Annotated in this window: 1 pseudogene; it reads left to right on the top strand. The window is 72.3% G+C overall.

The features are described from left to right. Window positions 1–249, top strand: a pseudogene (locus tag L687_RS0122230) (sensor histidine kinase); the annotation flags it as partial.

The following is a 249-nucleotide window of genomic DNA, read 5'->3' as shown; positions in this document are numbered from 1 at the left end:
ACCGGCACCACGACCTATGCGAACGTGATCGGTCCCCTCGTGGGCGGCGTCTTCGCGCTGGGGATCTCGCGCGGGTACCTCGAGCTCGTCCGCGACGGGCGCGAGCGCCGTCGGCTGATCGCCTCGCTGGTTGCGACCCAGGAGGAGATGGCAGCTTTGCAGGACGAGCTCGCCCGCACCCAGCGCGAGTCGGGGGCGACGGCCGAGCGCACCCGGGTGTCGCGCGACATCCACGACACCGTCGCGCAG

The sequence above is a fragment of the Microbacterium maritypicum MF109 genome (assembly GCF_000455825.1).
Lineage (GTDB): Bacteria > Actinomycetota > Actinomycetes > Actinomycetales > Microbacteriaceae > Microbacterium > Microbacterium maritypicum_A.
The sequence above is the reverse complement of the archived record's forward strand: the minus strand, read 5'-3'. Positions and strand labels throughout refer to the sequence as shown.